The organism is Salinicola acroporae (genome assembly GCF_003206615.1).
Classification (GTDB): Bacteria; Pseudomonadota; Gammaproteobacteria; order Pseudomonadales; family Halomonadaceae; genus Salinicola; species Salinicola acroporae.
The window spans coordinates 116,207-138,949 of record NZ_PZJW01000012.1 but is presented as its reverse complement, the minus strand read 5'-3'; the positions used below and the strand labels follow the sequence as shown (position 1 = coordinate 138,949).

The following is a 22,743-nucleotide window of genomic DNA, read 5'->3' as shown; positions in this document are numbered from 1 at the left end:
AACCGCCTCGACCACCGCGCCATCCGCCGAAGAGGCCGGTGCGCGCTCGTTCGCTCGCACGACGCGACTGCTGATGGCGCCGGCGGTCATCTTCCTGCTGATCTGGATGCTCGTGCCGCTGGCAATGACCATCTACTACTCGTTTCAGCAGTACAACCTGATCATGCCGATGTACAACGGCTTCGCCGGGTTGACCAATTTCACCATCCTGTTGAGCGATCCCACTTTCTGGAAATCGCTGGCCAACACCCTGATCATCGTCGCGGCCAGCCTGGTCATCACGGTCTGCCTGGGCCTGGCGCTGGCACTGCTTTTCAACCGGACCTTCGTCGGCCGTGGCGTGGCACGCACGCTGGCGGTCGCGCCGTTCTTCGTGATGCCGGTCGTGACCGGTCTGATCTGGAAGAACATGTTGTTCCACCCGGTGTATGGCCTGTTCGCCTGGGTGGCTAGACAACTGGGGCTGGAGCCGATCGACTGGCTCGCCCACTATCCGATGCTGTCGGTGATCATCATGATCACCTGGGAATGGACCCCGTTCGCGTTGCTGGTGCTCCTGACCGGCTTGCAATCGCTGCCGGAAGACCAGATCGAGGCGGCCAAGCTCGATGGCGCCAGTGCCTGGCAGGAGTTTCGCCATATCGTGATTCCGCACCTGGGGCAGGTGCTGTACGTCGTGGTGATGCTGGAAAGCATCTTCTTCCTGACCTCGTTCGCGGAAATCTATACCACCACTGGCGGCGGCCCCGGCACTGCCACGACCAACTTGCCGTACTACATCTTCCAGACCGTGTTCCAGCAGAACGACATCGGCATCGCCTCGGCCGCCGCTATCGGCGCCGTGATCCTGGCGAACATCTTCGCCATCATGCTGATTCGCTTCATTGCCGGGAACCTCAACGCGGGAGCCGCACGATGAATTCGAACCGGTTTACCAATGGCGCCCTGGGCGTACTCGCGTGGGGCGTGGCACTGCTGATCTTCTTCCCGATCCTGTGGCTGCTGCTGACCTCGTTCAAGACCGAGCAGCAGGCATTCACGGTGGTGCCGAACTTCTTCTTCTCGCCGACGCTGGAGAGTTTCAAGATGGCCCTGGCGCAGGGCAGCGGTTACTGGCACTACGCCTGGAACTCCGCGCTGACCGCCGTTGCCTCGACTGTCATCGGGCTGGCGCTGGCGGTGCCGGCCGCCTACGCGATGGCGTTCTACCCCAACAAGCGCACCGATTTCCTGCTGGTGTGGATGGTCTCGACCAAGTTCATTCCGGCGGTGGGCGTGCTGATTCCGATCTACCTGGTCTACAGCGCGGTCGGGCTGCTGGACAACGCGTTGGGACTGACGCTGCTGTTCACCGCCATGAACCTGCCGATCATCGTCTGGATGGTCTACTCCTACTTCCGCGACATTCCCAAGGACATCGTCGAAGCCGCCGACATCGACGGCGCCAGCATCATGCAGACGCTGTTCAAGGTGGTGCTGCCGCTGGCGTTGCCCGGCCTGGCCTCGACGGGGCTGCTGGCGCTGATCCTGGCCTGGAACGAGTCGTTCTGGAGCATCACCATGACCGACCATAGCGCGGCGACGCTAGCGGTCTACATCGCCTCGTTCAAGAGTGCCGAGGGGCTCTTCTGGGCCAAGATGTCCGCCGCCTCCGTGCTGGCGATCGCGCCGATCATCGTGCTCGGCTGGTTCACGCAACGCCAGATGGTCAGAGGCCTGACTTTCGGCGCCGTCAAATGACCGGCGATCGTGCTGGTAACGGATTTCCTATAGAGGGTTAACGACATGGCTATCGTCGAACTCAAGAACGTCGCCAAGAATTATGGTTCGCAAATCAAGGGCGCCAGCAGCAGCAATGCCGTCGACGACTTCAATCTGGTCACGCGTGACGGCGAGTTCGTGGTCCTGGTGGGGCCTTCGGGTTGCGGCAAGTCGACCACCATGCGCATGATCGCCGGGCTCGAGCGCAATACCGAAGGCGAAATCCTGATCGGCGGCCGGGACGTCAGCCAGGTGCCGCCCAAGGAGCGCGACATCGCGATGGTGTTCCAGAGCTACGCGCTCTACCCGCACATGAGCGTGGCCGAGAACATGGCATTCAGCCTGCGGTTGAAGAAACGTCCCGCCGAGGAGATCAAGCAGAAGATCGACGAGGCGGCCCAGACGCTGGGCATCCAGCATCTGCTCGAACGCAAGCCGCGCGAACTCTCCGGCGGGCAACGTCAGCGTGTCGCGCTGGGCAGGGCGATCGTGCGCGATCCGCAGGTCTTCCTGATGGACGAGCCGCTCTCCAACCTGGATGCCAAGCTGCGCGTCGACATGCGTGCCGAGATCGTCAAGCTGCACAAGCGTCTCAAGGTCACTACCTTCTACGTCACCCACGATCAGGTCGAGGCCATGACCATGGGCGAACGCATCGTGGTGATGAAGGATGGCAAGATCCAGCAGATCGACACGCCGATCAATCTCTACGAGTTCCCGGCCAACCGCTTCGTGGCCGGATTCATCGGCAACCCCTCGATGAACTTCCTGCCTGCCAAGCATGTCGATGGTGTCGTGAGTGGAGATGGCTATCGGCTGTCCCTCGACGCTGCCCACCGTGCCAGCATGGCAACGCGGGGCGGGGCGGACGTCTGGGCCGGCATCCGCCCGGAACATCTCCGCTTGAGCGACGCGGCGGCCACCAATCGCATCGAGGGAACGGTGGATGTCGTCGAGACGCTGGGCGCAGTGACCATGGTGCAATTGAGCGTGGGCAAACACTCCGTTTCGGCACAGCTCCCGGGCCATCGTAAGGTGCAGCTCGGCGACACGCTGACGCTGACCTGCGACAGCGACAAGCTGCATCTTTTCGACAGCGAAAGCGAACTGGCCATTGCCCGCGAGTCGACGGCGGCGCCTTCGGCTGCGGAAGCCTGACCGATACCGTGGCCTGTGCGATGGACCACCCACGGCAGTGACTTTTTCAGGAGAAACGTTATGGCATCGTTGAACACGGCGGCCCTCGACCAGCTCGACAGCAGCGTCGCCAAGCCGTCCTACGACCGGGCTCAGGTCACGCCCGGCATCGTGCACTTCGGTGTCGGCGGCTTCCATCGCGCCCACCAGGCGATGTACCTCGACGACCTCATGAATCGGGGCGAGGCGCTGGATTGGGGGATCGTCGGCGTCGGGGTGATGCCCGGCGACCGCCGCATGCAGGCGGCGCTCTCCGCCCAGGATCATCTCTATACCCTGGTGATCAAGCATCCCGAGGGCGAGTACCAGGCGCGGGTGATCGGCTCGATCATCGACTATCGCTACGCGCCGGACGACATCGAAGGCACCCTGGAGCTGCTGGCGGATCCGAAGATTCGCATCGTCTCGCTGACGGTGACCGAAGGCGGCTACAACTTTCACCACGTCACCGGCGAGTTCGATCTCGGTAACGCCGATGTCGAGCACGACCTGGCCTCGCCGAAGACGCCCAGGACCACTTTCGGGATCGTGGCCGAGGCGCTTTCCCGGCGCCGCGATCGTGGCGTCGAGCCGTTCACGGTGATGTCCTGCGACAACATCCAGGGCAACGGCGAAGTCGCCCACAAGATGTTCGTGGCCTATGCCCGGGCGAGGGACATGGAACTGGGCGACTGGATCGATGCCAACGTCCACTTCCCCAACTCGATGGTCGATCGCATCACGCCGGTGACCACCGACGCCGACATCGAGGAGATCGGAACCCGCTTCGGCATCGAGGATCGCTGGCCGGTAGTCTGCGAGCCATTCACCCAGTGGGTGCTGGAGGACCATTTCAACGCGGGTCGCCCGGCCTACGACCAAGTTGGCGTGCAACTGGTCGAAGACGTCATGCCCTACGAACTGATGAAGCTGCGCCTGCTCAACGCCAGCCATCAGGCGCTGACCTACTTCGGCTACCTGGCCGGCTACCGCTACGCTCACGAGGTGTGCCAGGATCCGCTGTTCGTCGACTTTCTGCTCGACTACATGAACCTCGAGGGCACGCCGACGCTGCGCCCGGTGCCGGGGGTCGATCTCGACGACTACAAGCGGACCCTGATCGCGCGTTTCGCCAATCCGGAGATCAAGGACACCCTGGCGCGACTCTGCGCCGAAAGCTCGGATCGCATTCCCAAGTGGCTGCTGCCGGTGATCCGGGAGCAACTGGCCCAGGGCGGGGAGATCCATCGCAGCGCGGCGGTCGTCGCAAGCTGGGCCCGCTATGCGGAGGGGGCCGACGAGCAGGGCGAGCCGATCACGGTGGTCGACCGACTCAAGGACGAGCTGATGGCGATCGCCAAGCGTAACCGCGACCAGCCGACCGCGTTCATCGAGAACCGTCAGCTGTTCGGGGATCTGGCCGATGACGAGCGGTTCCGTTCGGCCTATCTCGATGCGCTGGATCGTCTCTACCGTGATGGCGCCAGGGCCTGCGTCGAGCATCTCGTCGCCAATTGACCGCCGTGGTCGACAGGGTGAGGTCGGCGCTGGCGCCGGTCTCGACGGAACTGATCAAGGGATGGATGTGATGTATATCGGCGTGGATTGTGGCACCCAGAGCACCAAGGTGGTGGTGGTCGATGGCAGCGACGGTCGTATCGTCGGCGAGGCCTCGCGACCCCACAAGCTGGAGCAGGGCGACCACGGGCGGCGGGAGCAGCGGGTCGAGGAGTGGACCGAGGCATTTCGTGGCGCGCTCGACGAGGCGCTGAGGGATGCCGGCGTCGGCGCGGAGGCCATTCGCGCGATCGGTGTCTCCGGCCAGCAGCACGGCATGGTGGCACTGGACGAGGATGGCGTTCCGGTGCACCCGGCCAAGCTCTGGAACGACACCGAGACCGCGGAGTGGAACGAGCGGCTGATCGACCGGCTCGGTGGCGAGCAGGGCTGCATCGACAAGCTGGGCCTGGTGCTGCAGACCGGCTATACCGCCTCGAAGATCGCCTGGCTGCGCGAGACCCATCCGCAGGCGTATCGCCGGATCGCCACGCTGCTGTTGCCCCACGACTACCTCAACTTCTGGCTGACCGGTGAGCGCGTGGCCGAACCGGGCGACGCCTCCGGCACCGGCTACTTCGATACCCGGGCGCGTACCTGGCGGCGCGATGCGTTCGAAATCATCGCCCCGGAACTCGACTTCGACAGCGTGCTGCCCCGACTGATCGACTCCCGCGAGGCGGTGGGCAAGGTGCGGCCGGCCCTGGCCCGTGAGCTGGGCCTCAGCGACGACGTCATCGTCTCCAGCGGCGGTGGCGATAACATGATGGGCGCCATCGGTACCGGCAACATCGAGCCGGGCCGGGTCACGATCAGTCTCGGCACCTCCGGCACCATCGCCGTTCATGCCGGTGAACCGGTGGTGCCGGAAGACGCCATGGTGGCCAACTTCTGTGCCAGTCATGGCGGCTGGCTGCCGTTGATCTGCACCATGAACGTGACCTCGGCCACGACGACGCTGCGGGAACTGGTCGGGCTCGACATCGACGGGTTCAATCGCGCCGTGGCCAAGGCAGAACCGGGTGCCGGCGGCATCACCCTATTGCCTTTCTTCAGTGGCGAGCGGGTGCCGGCGCTGCCGCAGGCACAGGCCAGCATGAGCGGCATGACCAGCTTCAATACCACGCCGGAAAACCTGTGTCGCGCAGCGGTAGAGAGTGCCACGTTCGGGCTGCGCTACGGGCTCGAGCTGCTCGGCTCGCTGGCGAGCGAGGCGACCCAGATTCGTCTCGTCGGGGGCGGTGCGAAGAGTCCGGTCTGGCGTCAGATCGTCGCCGACGTGCTCGATCTCGAGGTGGTATGTCCGGAAGTCACCGAAGCTGCCGCCTTCGGCGGCGCCATTCAGGCACGCTGGTGTGACGATCGCGACTCCGAGGTGGCACTGGACAAGCTGTGCCGGGATTGGGTACGGCTGGACGAAGACACCCTGACCCGGCCACGGCCGGAAGTTGTCGCCAGCTACGACGGCATCTACCGGCGCTATCGTGAAGCGCTGAGCCGGGAGTATGGCATCGCCTGAGACTCGCCCATGGCAGCGGGTGAGGGCATTGAAATCATCGCCTCTCCCCCTCATGAGACAGAACAGATGGGTGATTTTCCGCTGGGATGCCAATGTGGCAGGCCGCCTGTCCGACCAGAATTGCCCCTGATCTTCGATCACCGGAAACCCGGTATGTGGCACGGCGATGACCACGCATCGGTGTTATGCTTTCAGAATCAGGATTGCGACGGGATGCAATCACACGCCACAACGATGGAGCGATTCATGACACAGCAACTCGACTCTCTCAAACAGCTTTCCATGGTGGTTGCCGATACCGGCGACCTGGATGCCATTCGTCGCTATCAGCCGCACGATGCGACCACCAATCCCTCCCTGATCCTCAAGGCCTTCGAACTCGAGGGCTATCAGGCGCTGATCGACGAGACACTGGCGGCGGTCAAGTCCGACATCAGCAATGTCGACGCCCGCGTCGAGGAAGCCGTGGATCGCCTGTCGGTGGCTATCGGCACCGAGATCACCAAGCTGGTGCCCGGCCGGGTCTCTACCGAGGTGGCGGCCAAGCTCTCGTTCGACGAGAAGGCGAGCATCGACAAGGCGCATCACCTGATCGATCTCTACGAGAAGCAGGGGGTCTCCAAGGATCGGGTACTGATCAAGCTGGCCTCGACCTGGGAAGGCATTCGCGCCGCCGAAAAGCTCGAGAAGGAGGGCATCAACTGTAACCTGACGCTGCTGTTTTCCGATGCCCAGGCCCGGGCCTGCTTCGAGGCTGGCGTCTACCTGATCTCGCCCTTCGTCGGTCGTGTCACCGACTGGTACAAGAAGGCCACCGGCACCGAATCCTACGCGCCGGACGAGGATCCGGGCGTCAAGTTCGTGCGTGGCGTGTGCGACTACGCCAGCCAGTACGGCTACGACACCGTGGTCATGGGTGCCAGCTTCCGCAACACCGATCAGATCCGGGCGCTGGCCGGCTGCAATCGGCTCACCATCTCGCCGGCGCTGCTTGAGGAACTCGCCTCCACGGACGGTGGAGTGACGCGCAAGATCACCGATCAGGGTAGCGGCGCCAAGCGTCTCGACCCGATCGGCGAAGCGCAGTTCCGCTGGGAACACAACGAGGACGCCATGGCCACCGAGAAGCTGGCCGAGGGTATCCGCACCTTCGCTGCCGACCAGAAGAAGCTGGAAGGTTTGCTGGCCAAGCGATTGGGCTAAGTCTTTTCTTTCAAGCTCGATGCAGAGACACCCGGCTATATGCCGGGTGTTTTTTATCGATATGACACCATTGGACTCATTGGAACCGACCACCGTGGCGCCTTCAGGAGCGCGCTGGCCTGAGGTGCCGTAGCGGGGTCTTGCGACAGGGATGTCGCAAGAAGCGCATTAGGACATGGATGTCCTTTGTGCGCCGACCCCGGCGAAGGTCTCCGACGGGCCAGGGTTTCGCGATCCTGCGGCGCTAAAAGAAGGGGAGCGGCGAGGGGACGAGCGTTAAGTCCCCTCGTCAGAGGTCAGGTGAGGGTGGCTGGATCCTCGTCAGTGCCGAGCAACCCAAAACAAAATAAGTCTGGAGAGTTGCGGGCGGCGACGACTATCGTGACGCCCGCTGAACCTCCGCCAGAATCTCGTAGGACTTCACCCGCTCGGCGTGATCGTAACAGTCGGTGTTGACCATGATCTCGTCGGCCCCGGTACGGGCCAGCAGCTCGTCCAGTTGCTGGCGCACGCTCTCGGGTCCACCGACGACAGCGGCCCCGAGATTCTGGGCGACCATGGCCTGCTCCTGGCGCGACCAGTCGAGATCCGCCACCGGTGGCTGGGTCCGCGTGCTCTTGCCGCGAATCAGGTTGAGGAACTTCTGCTGTTGGGTGGTGGCGAGAAAGCGGGCGCGCTCGTCGGTATCGGCGGCGATCAGCGGGATCCCGAGCATCGCGTGGGGCTTGTCGAGCACCCCCGGCTGGAAGCCTTCGCGATAGAGATGCAGGGCCTCGATCATGTAGCCGGGGGCGAACTGACCGGCGAAGGCGAACGGCAGCCCGAGCCTGGCCGCGAGCTGGGCACTGTAGCCACTGGAACCGAGCAGCCAGATCGGCACATGGGTGCCTTCACCGGGAATCGCCCGCACCCGCTGGCCGGGTACGGTATCGCCCAGGTAGCGGCGGAGTTCGTCGAGGCGGTCGGGGAAATCATTGACCCCGGCGCGCGGGTCGCGACGCATGGCCTGCATGGTGATGCCGTCGGAGCCCGGGGCACGGCCGAGGCCGAGATCGATACGCTCCGGGTAGAGCGTCGCCAGCGTGCCGAACTGCTCGGCGATCGCCAGCGGTGGATGGTTGGGCAGCATGATCCCGCCGCTGCCGATGCGCATGGTCGAGGTCGCCCCGGCGATATGACCGATCAGGACGCTGGTCGCCGCGCTGGCGATACCATCGATGTTGTGGTGCTCGGCCAGCCAGTAGCGGTTGTAGCCCAGACGCTCGGTCTGCTGGGCCAGATCGACGCTGCGGCGGAACGTCTCCGCTGCGGTGCCGTCGCGCGTGATCGGCGCCAGATCCAGCACCGAGAGAGGAATATCGGCAAGTCGTGACATGAGCGTTCCCTTCAGGAAATGAATGGACGCTCGTTAGCGCCCTCATGATCTCCATCATGAGGGCTGTTGCGATGAATGCAACCGATACCCGCTGTCGATCTCCACGCTGCCACCGGGTTCCTCGGAGGTTCGAACGAGGATTCTGCGTCTAGATCTCCCGCAGCAACGCCTGAATGTCTTGACGACGTCCGGCGTCGGCCGTTTCCCGGCCGGGGCGCGGCGCAGCGACCATCGCTTTCTCGAGTGCCTGGCGAGCCTGCGCATCGTCGCCCTCGTCGTGGAGGTATTGGGCCCAGAAATAGTTGCTGTCGATCCCGTCGGGATTGAGGCTCAACCCTTTCCGTAGCAGCTCGCGCGCCTTGTCGTCGTCGCCGAAGCTCAGCGGCCAGCCGGGCACCTGGTGATAGAGGGTGCCCAGGCTGGTGTAGGCCGAGCCGTCCAGCGTCGCCGGGTCGATCGATATCGCCTGCTCGAACTCGGAACGTGTCTCCTTGACCAGGGAGAGCGCGCCCAGGCCGCCCTCCGCACCGGCCTGGGAGCCTCGGATGATGCCTGCCCAGGTATGCAGCGCGGCGCTATCGGGTTGCGCTTTGAGCAGGACCTGAGCGCGCTGGTAGAGCTGATCGAAAGCGTCGGCACGCCGTGCTTCCGGCGTCTTGTACTGGATATTGGCCCAGCGGCTCTGGAGCTCGTGCAGACCCGCGGCGACCGTGGTCGCCGACGCCGCGCCCGACGCCGTCGGGGATTCGGCCGCCAGTGCGAGCGGGCTGCCGGCAAGCGCGATTCCCGACATCGTGGCAAGCGCGGTGGCGAGAATCAGCACCTTCAGGGGGCGATGTGCTGTCATGGTGATCTCCGTGTACGAATCATGGCGAGGGGGACGGGCGGCGTGCATGCTGCTGGATCGTCGGCAGCCGTTTCTTGAGCGCGCGGTCGACGATGCCGGGTAGGATCCCGTTCAACTTGACCAGCAGGCACTCCGGCCAACCGAGCTGCCGATCACGAGCCTGTGTCTCGATGCCGCGGATCACGCTCGCCGCGACCTGGACGGGTTCGTCCACGTGGTTGCCCAGCTCGGTATTGAGGGCATCGGCGCGGTCACTGTTCATGCTGGTCCGGGTGGCCCGGGGGGAGATGTGGAGTACCTGAACCGGCGTGTCGGCCAGTTCCCGGCGCAGCGCCTGGCTGAATCCGCGCAGGGCGAACTTGGTCGTGCAATAGGCGGTATAGCCAGGGTGCCCGATGGCGCCGAACGCGGAACCGAGGTTGACGATCCAGGCGCTGTTCTCGTGCAGCAGTCGCGGTAGCAGCGCTTGCGTGAGCAGCAGGGTGGCGGTCACGTTGAGGTCCACCATCGACGAGATCGCCACCGGGGACTGCTCGTCGAACAGACCGAAGTGATTGACGCCGGCGGCGTTGATCAGCATATCGATACGCGTCTCTTCCGCGATCTCGACCACCCGGTGGCGATCATCGGGCATCGTCAGGTCGGCGGACAGCGTGTGTATGCGGTCTGGCGCCAACGCTGCCAGCGTTTTCAGCACGCTGGCGTTACGCCCCACGATCAGCAGCCGCGCACCGCGCTGGGCCAGCAGGGTCACCAGTTCGCGTCCGATACCGCCGCTGGCGCCGGTGATCAGGATGCGACGATCAGACCAGCGCATGGCTCAGGCCCTCGTGGCTGACGGCATCGTCGGCGTCCTGGCGGAGGTTGCGGAACATGGCACCGTAGAGCCGGTAGACCATGTTGGCGGCATCGATGATGGCTTGCAGGTCGGCGGGGTCGTCGAGCCGGTTGATCTGCTCTTCGAAGAACGCCAGATGGCCGATATCGAGGCTGCCGTGGGATTCGAGATAGCGGAAGGCGTTGGCCGGAAGGCCCGCGCCGTCTCGCATCTGCTCGGCGGCCTGGGTGGCGATGGCGGTGCTGGTACCTTCCAATACGTGCACCATGCCGAAGAAGCCGACCGGGTTGTCATAGGCGATCACGTCGCGGACGTAGCGCACCATCAGTTCGGTCGCCGGCGCCGGAGTCGCGCTGGCGACCGCCTCGGCGTCGCCGCCCAGGGCTCGAATGTCGTCCAGGATCCACTCCTGGTGGCCGTACTCTTCCTCGATGTACTCGACCAGCGCGCCACGCAGCCACTCCAGTCGCGGAGGCAGGCGCGCGCCGCAAGCCATCATCAATGGCACCGTCTGTTTGACGTGATGGTAAGCCTGCGCCAGAAACGCCTGATAGATCTCCTTGGTGATGTTGCCTTCCAACGCCTGGCGAATCACCGGCGTATCGAGCAGCCATTGGCGATGACTAGCGGTGGCTTGTTGCAAGGTTTCGTAGTGGGACATGGTGTCGTCTCCTCGGACGTGGACGGATGTCCTATGCATCTGTCGATAGAGGGACCGGGCTGGTTAGCCTGGTGTGGTAATGAGCGGTCAGGGCGTCGCGGCGCAATCGGCCATTGGCGGTCGCCAGACCGTTTTGTGCGGTAAAGGGGGCGCTGCGTTGCCACAGCGAGACACGCGCGTAATCGGGTAATCGGGCATTGGCGCTGGCGACCGCGTCTTCGATCTGGCGATCGTTGACCCAGTCGCCCCGCGGTACCAGCAGGGCACGGTTGAAAGACTGCGCTTCACCACTCACCCAGGCCTGGGCAATCGCGGGTTCGGCGGTCAGTTCGGCTTCGACCCAGGCTGGATCGACATTGCGTCCGTAGGCGGTGATGAAGACCTGGCGACGACGTCCCCGGAGTCTCAGGCCATCGCCATCCCATTGCCCCAGGTCGCCGGTGGGCCAGACCGTCGGCGCCGGCGCGCTGTCACCCAGATAGCCCAGCATCACATTGCCCTGGACCAGCACTTCGCCGTCGTCGGCCAGTCTGACCTCGACATGAGGCAGGGGGCGCCCGACACTGCCGGGATGCCGTTCGCCGGGACGATTGAGCGTGACCACGGACGCGCATTCGGAGAGGCCGTAACCCTCGAACACCGGCCAACCGGCGGCTTCCGCACGCGCCAGCAGCGCTGGCGAAACCGTGGCCCCGCCGACGGCGAAGAAGCGGCCAAAGCCGATGGGGGCATCGCCTTGCCGGGTAAGTAGCGCCGACAGCAGTTGCGGCACCAGAATCAGGCTGTCCGGCGCCTGGCGGCTGATGACGCGCCAGCCACTGGCACTGTCGAAGCCGCTGGCGCCCTGCCAGCCCAGTGCGGCCAGCGATGGCAGGCTGATACTGCCCCCGAGCCATAGCGGCGCATAGATGCCGCCGATGTTCTCCAGCAGCGTCGCCAGCGGGAGTATCGCCAGATGCCGGCGCACGTCGACGCTAGCGGCGACACCCGCGAGACTCTCGGCGACGGTGAGCTGGTTGTCGCTGCTCAGACAGACCCCTTTTGGCGTACCACTGGTGCCCGAGGTGAAGGTGATCTTGTGGGTGCCCACGGGCAAGTCCGGCGGTGGCGAGATACCGCGACGTTGCCAGAGCATGGCGTCGGCTTCCGGGGTGGCATCGAAACCCAGCGTGCCTGCCAGTGGTCCGGACCCGATCAAGGTATCGATACCGACCTGGTCAACCAGGTGGGTCAACTGCGCCGGGGTGAAGAAGCCCGGCAGTGGCACGTTGACGATGGCTTCCCGCATCATCGCCAGATCCCACAGCGCCCAGTCGATGCCATTGTCCAGCGCCAAACCCACACGTTGACTGCCGAGTCGACGCAGCTGCCGTGCCCGGGAGTCGACGAGCGCCATCAGGTCGCCATAACGGATTGACCGGGTTTCGTCCTCCAGGGCGATGCGGTCCGCATCGTCGTTTCCCAGCGCTCGGAGATGATCCAGAAATCGCTCACGCATGATCGATGTCCTTGAGATGCGGGGCCGCGGCTGGCACGGTAGTGGTGGCGGAGCGGCCGTGACTCGGGGTGAGACGATGCCAGGCGGCGATCAGGTCGCCACCCATGACCCAGGGCCGATGCAGGTAGTAGTTGCCCCAGTCTCCTCGGGTGTCGCCCAGCCGGGTCGGGTCGGCGTCCGCGAGACGGTGAACGTCGAGACCGAGGCGTCGAAAACCGTTGCGCACCGTTGCTGTCGCGGTGAATGCCAGCCAGCGGCACTCCTCGGCGACGAGCGAGTCGATCAGGGCGCGAATCAGCGCGACCGTCATGCCCGGGCGGCGTGCCGCCAGGTTGCCGATCTCCGCCAGTGCCGTGCGCTCCACCGGCTGATCCAGCACCGCGGAGAGCGCCTGCTCGATGGGCGTTTCCAGGTAGCACTCGAGAAAGAGCGGGGAGGCATCGGCGCGACGGACGCCGACGGCAGCCTGTAATTCATCGCGCTCCCATAGCCCGTAGAGTCGCGGTGCGAACTGGCCGATCGACGCACCATGCTGCTGCCGGTAAGTGTCGGCAATGAATTTCTCGAGCGTGGCTCGCTCTCGATCGCCGCGACTTTCACGCCAGACGGTATCCGCCGCTGAAGCAGGTAAACCCGACATCGATAGCCCTCCGACAAGATGATGGAGGCTAGCTTGAAGGGCAGGGGCTTAACGAAGTCTTACGCCGGAACCCGATGGGGGAATCTCTCGCCCCCGTTCGGACCAGGCGGGCGATGGGGCTTCCGCAGAGCGCGGCGGGGTCGTCTACACTATTGACGTCGAAGGAAATCAGCACAATCAAAAGGGGACGACATGCCCAAACTCGGCAAGCAAGGCGTATTCATCGTCTCGGCGGTGGTGATCGCGGCGATCGTGGCCTTAGGCGCGATTTTCCCGACAGGGTTCGGAAATATCGCCAATGCGGCACTGGGGGCGACCACACATTACTTCGGGTGGTTCTACCTGATTTCCGTGTTCGGGTTCGTCATTTTTCTGGTCGGCCTGGCATTCAGCAAGTACGGCAAGATTCGCCTGGGGCCCCAGGACAGCAAACCGACTTACGGTTTCTTCTCATGGGTCAGCATGCTGCTGGCGGCGGGCTTCGGGGTCGGCCTGGTGTTCTACGGCATGGCGGAGCCCATGACGCATTACATGACGCCACCCTATGGTGACGTGGAACCGGAGTCCGCCGAATCGGCGCGTTATGCGATTCAGTACGCCTTCTTCAACTGGGGGATTCACCAGTGGGCGGCGTTCTCGGTCGTCGGTCTGATCATCGCCTACTACCAGTTTCGCAAGGGGCAGGCGGGCATGGTCTCCAACGTGCTGTCGTCGGTCACCGCGAAACGCCCGAAATTGCGCCGTCTCGGGCCGGTCCTCGATATCTTCGCGGTCGTCGCGACGGTGATGGGCGTGGCGACCTCCATCGGCTTGGCGGTGCTGCAGATCAATGGTGGCCTGCACTCGGTGTTCGACGTGCCCGAAAACATGATGTGGCAGTTCATCATCATGGGCGCGATGTTCATCTGCTACATGGTCTCGGCCACATCGGGCCTCGACAAGGGCATCAAGAACCTCTCCAACCTCAATCTGATCATCTGCTTCGCGCTGATGTTCTACATCCTGTTCACGGGGCCGACCATCGCGATTCTCGAGACCATCACGCTGGGCATCGGCGACTATCTGCAGAACTTCATCGGCATGAGTCTGCGGATGTCGCCCTACGATGACAGTCAGTGGGCCTCGAACTGGACCATCTTCTACTGGGCCTGGGTGATTGCCTGGTCACCGTTCGTGGGAACGTTCGTGGCGCGAATCTCGCGCGGGCGAACCATCAAACAGTATGTTTTCGGGGTGCTCGTGGTACCGCCGCTGCTGGCTTGCCTGTGGATCGGAATCTTCGGCGGTGCCGCCATCCAGATGGAGATGAACAGCGACGCAGGTCTTGCCCAGGCAACGGCGGACAACATCACGTCGGCGCTGTTCCGCATGTTCGACCTGATGCCGTTCTCGAACGTGCTGTCGGTCGTCGCACTCTGCCTGATCTTCATCTTCCTGGTGACGTCGGCAGATTCGGCGACCTACATCGTGTCGCAGATGACGGACAACGGCTCGCTCAATCCGCCGTTGATGAAACGTATCATCTGGGGGGTATTGATCGCGGCGATCTGCCTGACGCTGCTCTCCGCCGGGGGCGAGAACGGACTGAAAGGGCTGCAGTCGGCCTCGGTGTTGGCGGCGTTGCCCTTCACCTTCATCCTCTACGGGATGATATTCGTGACGTTGAAAGAGCTGCGCGCCGATCGCAAGGCCATGCTGACCGCACTCTACCGGCGCCATAGCGATACCCCGGTCGGGGCCGATGCCTTCGAGGCCGAGGAGCTGGGCGAAGAGGATCGCTACCGGCGTGCCCCCGATATCAAGAACCGCCGCATCAACCCGCGCTGATCGCCGGCGTGGTGAATCCCGGCCCCGGTCCCTGAGGATCGGGGCCGTTTTTCGTCGCAGGATCCGGACGGCTGGCACGCGCGGAGGAGAGCCGGGTGAATCCGGCATCGGTGGCGAAAAATGGGGAAACGGCTTAATTTGTGACTGGATTTCTTCCTCACGCCGCCGTTAATAAGACGATAAAGCCTCGCGGAGCTCATCCATGCCACCGGCCTTGAAGTCTTCCCGACAACCGCGTCATGGCGCCACTCGCCGCGACGTGCCGTCTGCCGATTCCCGGATCGACCGATGGCTCGATGTGCTGGTCAGCCTGTTCGTGGTCACGGCGCTGATCGTCGGCGGCGCCGCGCTGCTCGTTACCCTGCTGTTCTGAATCGCCCGAGGTCGGACCGGCCCCGACCCGCCATCTCGAGGCCGTCGGTGCAAGGCCGCCGGCAATGTCCTGTGGCGTGACTCGCTAGCCTTCGCGGCGCCTGGCCTGCAGGCGTTGCATTGACGCCACCAGATCGTTGAACCGCTCCCCCTGAACCTGCACATGGGCCTTGATCGCAGCCTCGGCAGCGTCGGCTTCGCCCCTCTCCAGTGCCGCCATGATGGCCTCGTGCTCGTCGAAACTGCTGGCGAGGCGGTGGCGGGCGTGTAGCTGCAGGCGACGATAGGGTTTCAGGATGGCATGCAGGCGGGCCGCTTCCTGGGTCAGAAAGTCGTTGTGGCTGGCCTCGTAGATCAGGTGGTGAAAGATGCCGTTCTCGTAGTAGTAGCCGTCGGCGTCTCCCGAACGCATGCACGCCCGACAGGCCGCCTGGGCACGATGCAGTGCCGCCAGCTCTTCGGGGGTGGCGCGGCGCGCCGCCAGCCGGGCGCACATGCCCTCCAGTTCCGCCATGACCTCGAACCGCTCGACCAGCTCGGTCACGCTCAACTGCGCGACGAAGGTGCCGCGTTTCGGCAGGACGCGCACCATGCCCGATGCCGCCAATTGCTGCAGTGCTTCGCGAATCGGGGTGCGCGAGCAGTCGTACTCCCTGGCCAGGGCTTCCGGGTCCAGTTTGTCCCCCGGCGCGTAATGGCCGTCGACAATGGCATCCTCGAGCAGGTCGCGAAGCCGCTGGGCATGCGGGATGCGGGCCATATTAGACTTTCTCCTATATTGACACCCGGTCGGCGGGGGCATAACTGTTATATATAACAGAGCGATGACATGTATGTTAACTGCCGGTTTCCGATTCGCGTGATCGGATGAGTTTCCGGTCGGCTGTCTCGCTCCGTTCACGCTCACCGGTGACGTCGCGCGGCACCGGTGGAAGCTTCAGCCTCCGATCCGAGAGGGCCGGCATGAACGTCAACATGAATTTTCTGCAGGATCTGCTCTCCAGTATCGGCCGCCGAACCCGAGGCCAGTACCTGTTCGGTGGCGAGGGCGGCGACAAGCCGAGCAGTCTGGCGAGATTGACCTCGGTGTGCGAGACCCTGATGCACCCCGGTGGCGAAGCCTCCCAGATCCTGATCGCCCAGGAGGCGCTGGAGCGCTACGCTTCGCTGGATGACAGCGATCGCGTCGCCTTCTTCCAACTGCTGGGAGAGCGCTACGCCGCCGAACCCGATGCCATCCATCAAGCCTATGCCGCGTATCGCGATACGGGGGACAACGCCAGTCTGCAGCGACTGTTCTCCGCCTGCGAGCCGCGAAGACAGCATCTGCTGCGCCGGCTGAACCTGTGCCCCGGCGGCACCTATGAACTGGTCAAGATGCGAGCGGACCTGTTGCGCTGTCTCAAGACCCATCCCGAACTGGCCCCGCTGGACGCCGACTTCGAGCACCTGTTCGCCTCCTGGTTCAATCGCGGTTTCCTGGTGCTCGAGAGCATTGACTGGAACACGCCCGCGGCGGTACTCGAGAAGATCATTCACTACGAGGCCGTGCATGCGATCGGCGACTGGTCGGACCTGCGCCGCCGCCTGGACCCGGGGGATCGTCACTGCTACGCCTTCTTTCACCCGGCCACGGGAGACGAGCCGCTGATCTTCGTCGAAGTGGCGCTGTGCAAGGGCATTCCCAACAGTATCCAGACGATTCTCGAGGGGGGCGACGACGTGCGCCCGGAAGAGGCCGATACGGCCGCGTTCTACAGCATCAGCAACTGCCAGGCTGGCCTGCGGGGTATCTCGTTCGGCAACTTCCTGATCAAGCAGGTGGTTCAGGAGCTCAAGCGCGAACTCCCCAACCTGGAGAAGTTCGTGACGCTGTCACCCGTCCCGGGCTTCGCCAAGTGGTTGGCGGCCGAGCGTGACAGCGGTGCCTGCCAGCTGGCCGATGAGGTCGCCGACGGCCTGGATGCCGAAGGCTGGGTCGAGAACCCCAAGCTGCGCGAGAAGCTCGCGCCGGAGGTGCGCGGCCTGGGGGCGCACTATCTGATCGATGCCAAGCGCGACAATGGCCTGCCGCTGGATCCGGTCGCTCGCTTTCATCTGGGCAATGGCGCCAGTCTCCATCGGCTCAACTGGCCCGGCGACACGTCCGAGAATGGCCGCCGCCAGTCCCATGGCCTGATGGTCAACTATCTCTACGAGCTCGACCGGATCGAGCAGAACCACGAAGCGTTCAGTCGCGAGGGCACGGTGGTCTGTACCAGCGACATCCGCCGCGATGCCAAGCAGGGGCGCTCACGTTGCCGTCATGGCTCCCGCACCGATGCCTGATCGGTCGCGCATTCAAAGCAGGAGAGGTGGAATGAATCACAACTTGTATCTGCAGTTTTCCGGCAACTTCGAGCGCGACCCAGACAAGGTTCTGATCGACACGCCGAGTGGCGAGGCGTATCGCTATCGCGACGTGCTGTCCACATCGCGGCGGCTGGCGCGGGTGCTGCTCGACCTCGGGGTCGAGCGGGGCGATCGGGTCGTCGTCCAGGTCGACAAGAGCCCGCAGGCGATCATGCTCTATCTGGCCTGCCTGCAGACGGGGGCCGTCTATCTGCCGCTCAACACCGCCTACACCGAAGCCGAGGTCGAGTATTTCCTGACCGACGCCGAGCCGCGGCTCTATGTCTGTCGTCCGGCCGACATCGAAACCGCTCGGGAGCTGGCGCGACGCTGCGGTGTGTCGGCCGTCGAGAGCCTGGGCAGCGAGGCCGATGGATCTCTGATGGAGCGGGTAGCGCGCGCCGAGGAGGAGACCAGCATTGCCGAGCTCGAAGCCGACGAGCTCGCGTCGATTCTCTACACCTCCGGCACCACCGGGCGCTCCAAGGGGGCGATGCTCAGCCACGGCAACCTGGCGGCCAACAGCCAGGCGCTGGCGCAGACCTGGCGCTTCAGCGCCGATGATCATCTGCTGCATGCGCTGCCTATCTTCCATACCCATGGATTGTTCGTGGCGTGCAACATCGTTCTGACAGTGGGCGCGTCGATGACCTTCCTGCCCAAGCTCGACCCCGAGCAACTGCTCGACCTGATGCCTCGGGCGACGGTGTTGATGGGCGTGCCGACCTTCTACACCCGCCTGCTCGCCAGCCCGCGCCTGGACAGGACGACGACCGCCAACATGCGGCTGTTCGTCTCCGGTTCCGCGCCGCTGCTGGCGGAAACCCATCGCGAATTCTCCGAGCGAACCGGGCATGCCATTCTCGAGCGCTACGGCATGACCGAAACCAACATGAACACTTCCAACCCCTATGACGGCGAGCGTCGTCCGGGCACGGTCGGTTTCGCGCTGCCGGGCAGCGAGGTTCGTATCACGGACCGCGAGAGCGGCAAGAGCGTGGCGGCCGGAGAGACGGGGCTGGTGGAGGTCCGCGGCCCGAACGTCTTCCAGGGTTATTGGCGAATGCCGGAAAAGACCGCCACCGAGTTCCGCGACGACGGTTTCTTCATCACCGGCGATCTCGGCCTGATCGATGCGGATGGCTACCTGCAGATCGTTGGGCGCGACAAGGATCTGGTGATCTCCGGCGGCTACAACGTCTATCCGAAGGAGATCGAGCAGTGGATCGACGAGATGCCGCAGGTCGCCGAGTCGGCCGTCATCGGCGTGGCTCATCCCGATCTCGGCGAGGGCGTGACCGCTGCGGTGGTGCTGAAGCCCGGTGAGTCGCTCGACGAATCCCAGGTGCTGGCGGCGCTCGAGGACAAGGTGGCGCGCTACAAGCAGCCCAAGCGAGTGTTCTTCATCGACAGCCTGCCGCGCAACGTCATGGGCAAGGTGCAGAAGAACGCGCTGCGCGACCGCTATGCCGATATCTACCGTAGTGCCGAAACGGTCGGCAAGTAGCCTGCCTTTTCACTGTTGACCCCGCCGCGTGGGTAACGCGGCACGACAGCCACGCGTGAGTGGCTGTCTCGACACACGCCAAGCTCCGATAGCCGGGCTAATCATGACCATTCTCGACAATAACGCCCCATGAGGTGATAACGATGGTGATTTACGGTGTAGCACTCCTGGCCGGCTGCATGCTGGCCGGGCTGATCATCGGCGACGTACTCGGCCAGTTGCTGGGAATCGATGCCAACCTGGGTGGCGTGGGTATCGCCATGCTGCTGCTGATCTTCGTGACCGGATATCTCAAGGATCGCGGCAAACTGCCGGAAACGACCGAAAGTGGCATCAACTTCTGGAACGCGATGTACATTCCCATCGTCGTCGCCATGGCGGCGAGCCAGAACGTGGCCGCGGCCTTCAGCGGAGGCATGGTGGCGATCCTCGCCGGCGTCCTCGCGGTGGTGCTGGGGCTGGCACTGGTTCCGGTGCTGACCGGCAAGAAAGTCGACGATGCGAGCCCGCTCGAGTCGGCCCCAACCACCCCTAGCGGTCACTGAGAGAGGATGCCGACATGAACGATTCCATCGTCTCTCTGGTCGACAAATACCACCTGATCGCTGCGTTTGCGGTGGTCGGTCTGACCATGTACGTCGCCTATTGGCTGAGTCGACATCTGACCGCCGGACGCCTGCACGGCTCGGCAATCGCGATCATTATCGGCCTGGCATTGGCATACGTCGGCGGCGTGTCCACCGGCGGCAGCAAGGGGCTTTCCGACGTCACGCTGTTTTCCGGCCTCGGCCTGATGGGCGGCGGCATGCTGCGGGACCTGGCGATTATCGCCACCGCCTATGGCGTGCGTTTTCAGGAGATCAAGAAAGCTGGCCTGCGCGGCGTGATCGCACTGTTCCTCGGCGTGCTGGTGTCGTTCGTCGCCGGTGCCGCCGTGGCGATCGGCTTCGGCTACACCGACCCGGTGGACATCACCACCATCGCGGCCGGCGCGGTGACCTACATCGTCGGGCCGGTGACCGGTGCCACCCTGGGCGCGAGTTCGGAGGTGATCGCGCTGTCGATCGCTGCCGGTCTGGTGAAATCGATTCTCACCATGATCGCGACACCGTTGACGGCCAGATTGATCGGCCTGGACAATCCGCGCTCGGCGATGATTTTTGGCGGCCTGATCGGTACCACCAGTGGCGTGGCCGCGGGTCTGGCTGCCACTGACGCGCGCCTGGTGCCCTACGGAGCGATGACCGCGACGTTCTACACCGGGCTCGGCATCCTGCTGGCGCCGACGGTGCTGTTTCTCGCCGTGAGGGCGATCTTCTGAGAGAAGGGTGGCCGGCCGTGAGCCGGCCGCTCTGCTACGGTGACGAGAACGCCCGGTTGAGACACCGACCCGGACGGGACGCCGGGACCGGTGCGATGGCAACGCAGCCACGGCCCGCGGACTTGGCCTGATAGAGTGCCAGATCGACCTCCTCAAGCAGCCCCTTGGAAGTCTGGTGGCGGTGTTCGCCGACACCCGCGGAGAAGCTGACGCGCAGGTTCAGTGTACTCAACGCCTGGTGGCGGAGCTGGGCCAGCACACGGTTCACCGTCGCCTGTGCCGAAAAGCGATCGACCCCCGGCAGGATCATCAGGAACTCCTCTCCGCCCCACCGAATCAACGTGTCGCTGGAGCGCAGCGCGCCGGCGACGAAATGGCTGAATTCCTTCAGCACCGTGTCGCCGACGGCGTGGCCGTAGCGATCGTTGATCGCCTTGAAATGATCCAGGTCCAGCATCGCGACGGCGACCTTGTCGCCAACCCGCTTGCCGCGCTCCAGCGCCTGCTCGAGCAACTCCCCGCCCATCCGACGGTTATGCAGACCTGTCAGGTCGTCACGCGTCGCGAGGTACTCGAGACGCCGATTCTTCTCTTCCAGTCGACGTTCGACGTCGCGCCGCTGGGTGATGTCGACCAGAAAGGCGACTCGCTGGGGATTACCCCGTTCGTCACGGCTGACCGTGTCCTCGAGCATCACGGTGCGCGGGGTGCCGTCGTGAAGCCTCACCTCCAGCGAATGGCGCCGGTTCAAGGCATGGGGAAAGCTGGCGGCATGACGTTTTTCCGCAGCCTGTCGGCTCTGCGGGGGGAGCAGTTTGCGAAAGTGGGCGTTGAGCAGTTCGCTTTCCGCGTAGCCGAAGAACTCGCAGAATGCGCGATTCACCTGGCGCAGGTATCCGCCCGCATCGATCGTGCAGACGCCCATGGGCAGGTTCTCGAGGATCTGACGCAGTTGGGGCTGGTGCTGAGGCAGCAGGCTCGGCTCGGCGTCGTCAGCGGCTACCTCGCCGATGGCGATCAATACGTGGCGTGAGGATTCGGTATCGCCAGGCGCCTCGAGCGAGGAAACCTTGAGCTTCACGGCCAGCGGCGGCTGTCGGTGCTGACGGATGTAGAAGCTGTGCCATTGTCGTGAATCGTCGTAGGCGACACTCAGCAGGGCGGGGTGATCTCGTCCTGCGGCCGGATGCCGTCCGGCATTGAGCCACTGCCAGGGATCGGCCATGGGGAAGCGTCCATCCAGGCGCAACTGGCGTTTCGCCGTTGCATTGGCGTCGACCAGTATCGGTACGCCGTTGTCGAGCCGGTAGATCAGTGCCGCGATATCCAGCGTGTCCAGACCATCCGGCGCCGAGGGACGTTCCTGTCGTGACAATCGTCTTTTCGATGCAACCATGAGCCAGGGTACCGTGAGTTCGTACGGTGGAAAGAGCTGCCGAGCGTCCTGCGACTGCTAGTACCGTCCCTTGACCAGCGCGAAGCGCGAGTCCGGGCAGACGGGTAGCTGTTCCGCGACCGGCCGGGCAAACCAGTATCCCTGCTGCCTTGCAATACCGTGCCGATAGAGCCAGCGAACCTCTTCCAAGGTCTCGATGCCTTCGGCAACCAGCTTGATGTCGAGATGGCGCGCCAGGTCGACGAGATGGCGGATCACGATTTGTTTTCGGGGTAACGTATCGATGTGGCTGATCAGCCGGCGGTCGATCTTCAACATGTCGGGCGAGATGTCTGCCAGCAGGTCGAGGTTGGCGTAGCCGGTGCCGAAGTCGTCGAGCGCCGTCTTCATGCCCCTGGCACGGTAGCTGGCCACGATATTTTGCAGGTGGGGCCGGTCCGTGACGCTCTCGCTTTCGACGATCTCGAAACACAGCCGGCTGACCGGCCACCCGACGCGCTCGGCGGCTGCCAGCGTTGCCTGGATACAGGCTTCGGGTTCGTAGACGGCGTTGGGCAGGAAATTGATCGACAGCACGCCCCGCGCGTTCAGTCGGTGGGCGATCTCGATCGCCTTGACACGACAGGCCTGATCGAACCGATAGCGTGTCCTGTCATCGACTTTGGCCAGCACGGCGGCGGCGGGCTCTCCTTCGGGGCCTCTGACGAGGGACTCGTAGCCGTAGACGCGGCCCTCGTCGAGGTCGACGAGCGGCTGGAATGCCATGGTGAAATCGAAATCCAGCGGCGCATCGCAGCGTCCGCAAACGTCATCGTGTCTGGCGCAACCCGGCATTGTTGTCCTCCCTGACGACA

General features: G+C 64.1%; 21 protein-coding genes. 12 read left to right on the top strand and 9 right to left on the bottom strand.

The genetic code is table 11. From position 1 onward, the window contains the following. Positions 1-73 precede the first annotated feature (73 nt). The 6 genes from DOM54_RS17210 to tal all read left to right on the top strand — a co-directional run bounded on the left by DOM54_RS17210 (position 74) and on the right by tal (position 7,216). Positions 74-919: a carbohydrate ABC transporter permease gene (locus DOM54_RS17210; protein WP_110717649.1), complete on the top strand. Its 846-nt coding sequence runs from the start codon at positions 74-76 to the stop codon at positions 917-919. Beyond that, positions 916-1,740, top strand: a complete 825-nt coding sequence (locus DOM54_RS17205) for a carbohydrate ABC transporter permease (RefSeq protein ID WP_110717510.1) — start codon at positions 916-918, stop codon at positions 1,738-1,740. The genes DOM54_RS17210 and DOM54_RS17205 overlap by 4 nt, the downstream gene beginning before the upstream one ends. 45 nt (positions 1,741-1,785) lie before the next feature. After that, positions 1,786-2,919: an ABC transporter ATP-binding protein gene (locus DOM54_RS17200; protein WP_110717509.1), complete on the top strand. Its 1,134-nt coding sequence runs from the start codon at positions 1,786-1,788 to the stop codon at positions 2,917-2,919. 60 nt (positions 2,920-2,979) lie between these two features. Further along, entirely contained in the window at positions 2,980-4,455 is a 1,476-nt protein-coding gene (locus DOM54_RS17195; RefSeq protein WP_110717508.1) for a mannitol dehydrogenase family protein, read from the top strand. A gap of 70 nt (positions 4,456-4,525) precedes the next feature. Beyond that, complete coding sequence (gene xylB / locus DOM54_RS17190) at positions 4,526-6,013, top strand: xylulokinase (RefSeq protein ID WP_110717507.1); 1,488 nt, start codon at positions 4,526-4,528, stop codon at positions 6,011-6,013. A gap of 246 nt (positions 6,014-6,259) precedes the next feature. Further along, complete coding sequence (gene tal / locus DOM54_RS17185) at positions 6,260-7,216, top strand: transaldolase (RefSeq protein WP_110717648.1); 957 nt, start codon at positions 6,260-6,262, stop codon at positions 7,214-7,216. 376 nt (positions 7,217-7,592) lie between these two features. On the opposite strand, the gene DOM54_RS17180 is transcribed toward tal, so the two are convergent. The 6 genes from DOM54_RS17180 to DOM54_RS17155 form a co-directional block, all read right to left on the bottom strand. Further along, positions 7,593-8,591 (bottom strand): LLM class flavin-dependent oxidoreductase, encoded by a 999-nt coding sequence (locus tag DOM54_RS17180; protein WP_110717506.1) that lies wholly within the window; start codon positions 8,589-8,591, stop codon positions 7,593-7,595. Positions 8,592-8,739: 148 nt separating this feature from the next. Then, positions 8,740-9,438, bottom strand: a complete 699-nt coding sequence (locus DOM54_RS17175; protein WP_240613948.1) for a tetratricopeptide repeat protein — start codon at positions 9,436-9,438, stop codon at positions 8,740-8,742. Between the two features lie 19 nt (positions 9,439-9,457). Continuing rightward, complete coding sequence (locus DOM54_RS17170; RefSeq protein WP_110717505.1) at positions 9,458-10,255, bottom strand: SDR family oxidoreductase; 798 nt, start codon at positions 10,253-10,255, stop codon at positions 9,458-9,460. After that, positions 10,242-10,937, bottom strand: a complete 696-nt coding sequence (locus DOM54_RS17165; protein ID WP_110717504.1) for an iron-containing redox enzyme family protein — start codon at positions 10,935-10,937, stop codon at positions 10,242-10,244. Before DOM54_RS17165 ends, DOM54_RS17170 begins: the two co-directional genes overlap by 14 nt. A gap of 31 nt (positions 10,938-10,968) precedes the next feature. Next, a complete protein-coding gene (locus DOM54_RS17160; RefSeq protein ID WP_110717503.1) occupies positions 10,969-12,435 on the bottom strand; it encodes an AMP-binding protein in 1,467 nt (488 codons plus the stop codon). Continuing rightward, positions 12,428-13,075, bottom strand: a complete 648-nt coding sequence (locus DOM54_RS17155; protein ID WP_110717502.1) for a thermostable hemolysin — start codon at positions 13,073-13,075, stop codon at positions 12,428-12,430. Before DOM54_RS17155 ends, DOM54_RS17160 begins: the two co-directional genes overlap by 8 nt. 192 nt (positions 13,076-13,267) lie before the next feature. Here DOM54_RS17155 and DOM54_RS17150 point away from each other — a divergent pair, with 192 nt between their 5' ends. Both DOM54_RS17150 and DOM54_RS20205 read left to right on the top strand, forming a co-directional pair. Then, the gene (locus DOM54_RS17150) at positions 13,268-14,902 is read left to right on the top strand and encodes a BCCT family transporter (RefSeq protein WP_110717501.1); all 1,635 of its coding nucleotides are present in this window, start codon (positions 13,268-13,270) and stop codon (positions 14,900-14,902) included. Positions 14,903-15,104: 202 nt separating this feature from the next. Further along, the gene (locus tag DOM54_RS20205; RefSeq protein ID WP_167406521.1) at positions 15,105-15,275 is read left to right on the top strand and encodes a hypothetical protein; all 171 of its coding nucleotides are present in this window, start codon (positions 15,105-15,107) and stop codon (positions 15,273-15,275) included. An 84-nt stretch (positions 15,276-15,359) separates the two neighbouring features. On the opposite strand, the gene DOM54_RS17145 is transcribed toward DOM54_RS20205, so the two are convergent. Next, positions 15,360-16,034 carry a GntR family transcriptional regulator gene (locus DOM54_RS17145; RefSeq protein WP_110717500.1) on the bottom strand — a complete coding sequence of 225 codons (675 nt, stop codon included), beginning with the start codon at positions 16,032-16,034 and terminating at the stop codon, positions 15,360-15,362. Between the two features lie 203 nt (positions 16,035-16,237). On the opposite strand from DOM54_RS17145, the gene DOM54_RS17140 reads away from it, so the two are divergent. The 4 genes from DOM54_RS17140 to madM all read left to right on the top strand — a co-directional run bounded on the left by DOM54_RS17140 (position 16,238) and on the right by madM (position 20,493). Continuing rightward, positions 16,238-17,602 carry a malonyl-CoA decarboxylase gene (locus tag DOM54_RS17140; protein WP_240613947.1) on the top strand — a complete coding sequence of 455 codons (1,365 nt, stop codon included), beginning with the start codon at positions 16,238-16,240 and terminating at the stop codon, positions 17,600-17,602. Positions 17,603-17,633: 31 nt separating this feature from the next. Further along, on the top strand, positions 17,634-19,172 hold the full coding sequence (locus DOM54_RS17135) for a malonate--CoA ligase (protein ID WP_110717499.1): 1,539 nt from the start codon (positions 17,634-17,636) through the stop codon (positions 19,170-19,172). 143 nt (positions 19,173-19,315) lie between these two features. Then, positions 19,316-19,717, top strand: a complete 402-nt coding sequence (madL, locus tag DOM54_RS17130; protein WP_110717498.1) for a malonate transporter subunit MadL — start codon at positions 19,316-19,318, stop codon at positions 19,715-19,717. Between the two features lie 14 nt (positions 19,718-19,731). Beyond that, positions 19,732-20,493: a malonate transporter subunit MadM gene (madM, locus tag DOM54_RS17125; RefSeq protein ID WP_110717497.1), complete on the top strand. Its 762-nt coding sequence runs from the start codon at positions 19,732-19,734 to the stop codon at positions 20,491-20,493. Between the two features lie 34 nt (positions 20,494-20,527). Here madM and DOM54_RS17120 read toward each other — a convergent pair whose 3' ends face one another. Beyond that, entirely contained in the window at positions 20,528-21,868 is a 1,341-nt protein-coding gene (locus DOM54_RS17120; protein WP_162619906.1) for a GGDEF domain-containing protein, read from the bottom strand. A 78-nt stretch (positions 21,869-21,946) separates the two neighbouring features. Continuing rightward, positions 21,947-22,723 carry an EAL domain-containing protein gene (locus tag DOM54_RS17115; RefSeq protein WP_110717495.1) on the bottom strand — a complete coding sequence of 259 codons (777 nt, stop codon included), beginning with the start codon at positions 22,721-22,723 and terminating at the stop codon, positions 21,947-21,949. Positions 22,724-22,743: the final 20 nt, after the last annotated feature.

What these genes read in the sequence shown, in the direction of transcription:
- DOM54_RS17160 (WP_110717503.1), bottom strand. Translation starts at nt 12,435, where the DNA reads ATGCGTGAGCGATTTCTGGATCATCTCCGAGCGCTGGGAAACGACGAT.
- DOM54_RS17200 (WP_110717509.1), top strand. Translation starts at nt 1,786, where the DNA reads ATGGCTATCGTCGAACTCAAGAACGTCGCCAAGAATTATGGTTCGCAA.
- DOM54_RS17175 (WP_240613948.1), bottom strand. Translation starts at nt 9,438, where the DNA reads ATGACAGCACATCGCCCCCTGAAGGTGCTGATTCTCGCCACCGCGCTT.
- DOM54_RS17135 (WP_110717499.1), top strand. Translation starts at nt 17,634, where the DNA reads ATGAATCACAACTTGTATCTGCAGTTTTCCGGCAACTTCGAGCGCGAC.
- DOM54_RS17150 (WP_110717501.1), top strand. Translation starts at nt 13,268, where the DNA reads ATGCCCAAACTCGGCAAGCAAGGCGTATTCATCGTCTCGGCGGTGGTG.
- DOM54_RS17170 (WP_110717505.1), bottom strand. Translation starts at nt 10,255, where the DNA reads ATGCGCTGGTCTGATCGTCGCATCCTGATCACCGGCGCCAGCGGCGGT.
- DOM54_RS17210 (WP_110717649.1), top strand. Translation starts at nt 74, where the DNA reads ATGGCGCCGGCGGTCATCTTCCTGCTGATCTGGATGCTCGTGCCGCTG.
- tal (WP_110717648.1), top strand. Translation starts at nt 6,260, where the DNA reads ATGACACAGCAACTCGACTCTCTCAAACAGCTTTCCATGGTGGTTGCC.
- DOM54_RS17180 (WP_110717506.1), bottom strand. Translation starts at nt 8,591, where the DNA reads ATGTCACGACTTGCCGATATTCCTCTCTCGGTGCTGGATCTGGCGCCG.
- DOM54_RS17195 (WP_110717508.1), top strand. Translation starts at nt 2,980, where the DNA reads ATGGCATCGTTGAACACGGCGGCCCTCGACCAGCTCGACAGCAGCGTC.
- DOM54_RS17140 (WP_240613947.1), top strand. Translation starts at nt 16,238, where the DNA reads ATGAACGTCAACATGAATTTTCTGCAGGATCTGCTCTCCAGTATCGGC.
- madM (WP_110717497.1), top strand. Translation starts at nt 19,732, where the DNA reads ATGAACGATTCCATCGTCTCTCTGGTCGACAAATACCACCTGATCGCT.
- DOM54_RS17115 (WP_110717495.1), bottom strand. Translation starts at nt 22,723, where the DNA reads ATGCCGGGTTGCGCCAGACACGATGACGTTTGCGGACGCTGCGATGCG.
- DOM54_RS17165 (WP_110717504.1), bottom strand. Translation starts at nt 10,937, where the DNA reads ATGTCCCACTACGAAACCTTGCAACAAGCCACCGCTAGTCATCGCCAA.
- DOM54_RS17155 (WP_110717502.1), bottom strand. Translation starts at nt 13,075, where the DNA reads ATGTCGGGTTTACCTGCTTCAGCGGCGGATACCGTCTGGCGTGAAAGT.
- madL (WP_110717498.1), top strand. Translation starts at nt 19,316, where the DNA reads ATGGTGATTTACGGTGTAGCACTCCTGGCCGGCTGCATGCTGGCCGGG.
- DOM54_RS17145 (WP_110717500.1), bottom strand. Translation starts at nt 16,034, where the DNA reads ATGGCCCGCATCCCGCATGCCCAGCGGCTTCGCGACCTGCTCGAGGAT.
- DOM54_RS20205 (WP_167406521.1), top strand. Translation starts at nt 15,105, where the DNA reads ATGCCACCGGCCTTGAAGTCTTCCCGACAACCGCGTCATGGCGCCACT.
- DOM54_RS17205 (WP_110717510.1), top strand. Translation starts at nt 916, where the DNA reads ATGAATTCGAACCGGTTTACCAATGGCGCCCTGGGCGTACTCGCGTGG.
- xylB (WP_110717507.1), top strand. Translation starts at nt 4,526, where the DNA reads ATGTATATCGGCGTGGATTGTGGCACCCAGAGCACCAAGGTGGTGGTG.